The following is a 1913-nucleotide window of genomic DNA, read 5'->3' as shown; positions in this document are numbered from 1 at the left end:
GTCTTTTGAGAGCAATACTCGCCATCAAGGAGACCGGATATGGCAGCGATACACGGCGACGAGTTCAAGCGGGATGCAGTTCGCATCGCGACAACCAGCGGCCTGACGAGGGGTCAGGTTGCGTCTGATTTGGGGGTTGGGCTTTCGACCCTGAACAAATGGGCGAAGATGGTTTCTGACGAGACCGGGCCACCCGACCCCGACCAGAACCTTCTGCGCGAGAACGAACGGCTTCGGCGTGAGAACCGGATTCTCAAGGAGGAGAGGGAGCTGCTAAAAAACCGTCACGGGCCACAGCCCGCCTGTGCGCGGTATAAACAGCTTGTGCTACCCTCGGCTGCCTGAAGGGCAGTTGCCGATCGCTTATTGGAGGGTCAGACCCCGTTAAAAAACGTGGCACATGGGCTGATGCGCATTTGAGAGTGGTGACGCTGTTCTGCAGCGATCCCGGTTAGGAAGATGACGGACTTGCATGGCCCACGCCCTTCTTCCCTGTCGGAGGAGAAGCCATGACGAAGATTGCGACCGGTGGCCACCCGGACCTGAAGATGGTCAATCCCGCGGCGGCGGCGATCGATATCGGATCGACCATGCATATGGCTGCGGTGAACCCCGATGCCTGCGACACGCCCGTCAGGGCTTTTGGCACGTTTACCCAAGACCTGCACGACCTTGCCGAATGGTTCGAAGCATGCGGAGTGACGAGCGTGGCGATGGAATCCACCGGCGTCTACTGGATCCCGGCGTTCGAAGTTCTGGAAGCGCGGGGCTTTCAAGTGATCTTGGTGAATGCGCGCTACGCCAAGAATGTGCCGGGGCGCAAAACTGACGTCAGCGATGCGGGCTGGCTACGACAACTGCATTCCTATGGCCTTTTGCGCGGCAGCTTCCGTGCCGCTGACGCAGATCGCCACCTTGCGTGCCTATATGCGTCAGCGCGAGCGGCTGGTCGAATATGCCGCCGCCCATATTCAGCACATGCAAAAGGCCCTGATGGAGATGAACCTGCAGCTGCACCATGTCGTGTCGGATATCACCGGTGCGACCGGCATGCGGATCATCCGTGCCATTGTCGCCGGGGAGCGTGACCCCGAAGTGCTGGCCGCATTCCGTGACATCCGCTGCCATTCCTCCATCGAAGTGATCAAGGCAGCCCTCGTCGGCAACGACCGTGCTGAACATATCTTCGCCCTGACCCAGTCACTCGATCTTTACGACTTCTACCAGACCAAGATCGAGGACTGTGATCGTAAGCTGGAGGCCGCAGTTGCGGCACTGACCGTCAGGGCCGATGGGGATGTTCCGGCCCTGCCCAAGGCACGGACCAAACGCAAGCAGGTCAACGCGCCTTCGTTCGATGTGCGTGCCGCTCTCTTTGGCGTTCTGGGCACGGACCTCACCCAGATTCATGGGCTTGGCCCTGCACTGGCGCTGAAGCTGGTCGCCGAATGCGGCACGGACCTGCGGGCATGGAAAAGCGCCAAGCACTTCACCTCGTGGCTCTGTCTGGCACCGGGCAACAAGATATCGGGCGGCAAGCTGTTATCATCGCGCACCCGGCGCTCATCCAGTCGGGCTGCCGCGCTCTTGCGATTGGCGGCCACGACCATCGGGCGTAGTGATACGGCTTTGGGGGCTTTCTATCGGCGCCTGTCCTCCCGGATCGGCAAACAAAAGGCGGTGACAGCGACGGCGCGCAAGATCGCCGTCCTGTTCTACAACGCGATCCGCTTCGGCATGTCCTATCACGATCCGGGTGCCGCAGCCTATGAAGAGCGCCATCGAACCCGCGTCGTCGCAAACCTCCAACGCCGAGCAAAGATACTGGGTTTTGAATTGGCACCCATTCCTGCAACCGAGGCTGTTTCTTAGGAAGGCCACCCAGTTCTTCGCGAGCCAAAAGCCGTGAGGTT

Annotated in this window: 2 pseudogenes; both read left to right on the top strand. The window is 60.3% G+C overall.

The annotated features are described in order from the left end of the window. Positions 1 to 39 precede the first annotated feature (39 nt). Positions 40 to 288 (top strand): annotated as a pseudogene (locus EEB11_RS19210) (transposase); the annotation flags it as partial. A gap of 221 nt (positions 289 to 509) precedes the next feature. Further along, positions 510 to 1872, top strand: a pseudogene (locus EEB11_RS19205) (IS110 family RNA-guided transposase). The last annotated feature ends 41 nt before the right edge of the window (positions 1873 to 1913 follow it).

Origin of the sequence: Pseudotabrizicola sediminis (assembly GCF_004745575.1) — a bacterium.
In the GTDB taxonomy this organism is placed as follows: domain Bacteria; phylum Pseudomonadota; class Alphaproteobacteria; order Rhodobacterales; family Rhodobacteraceae; genus Pseudotabrizicola; species Pseudotabrizicola sediminis.
This window is presented reverse-complemented; position numbering and strand designations above follow the sequence as displayed.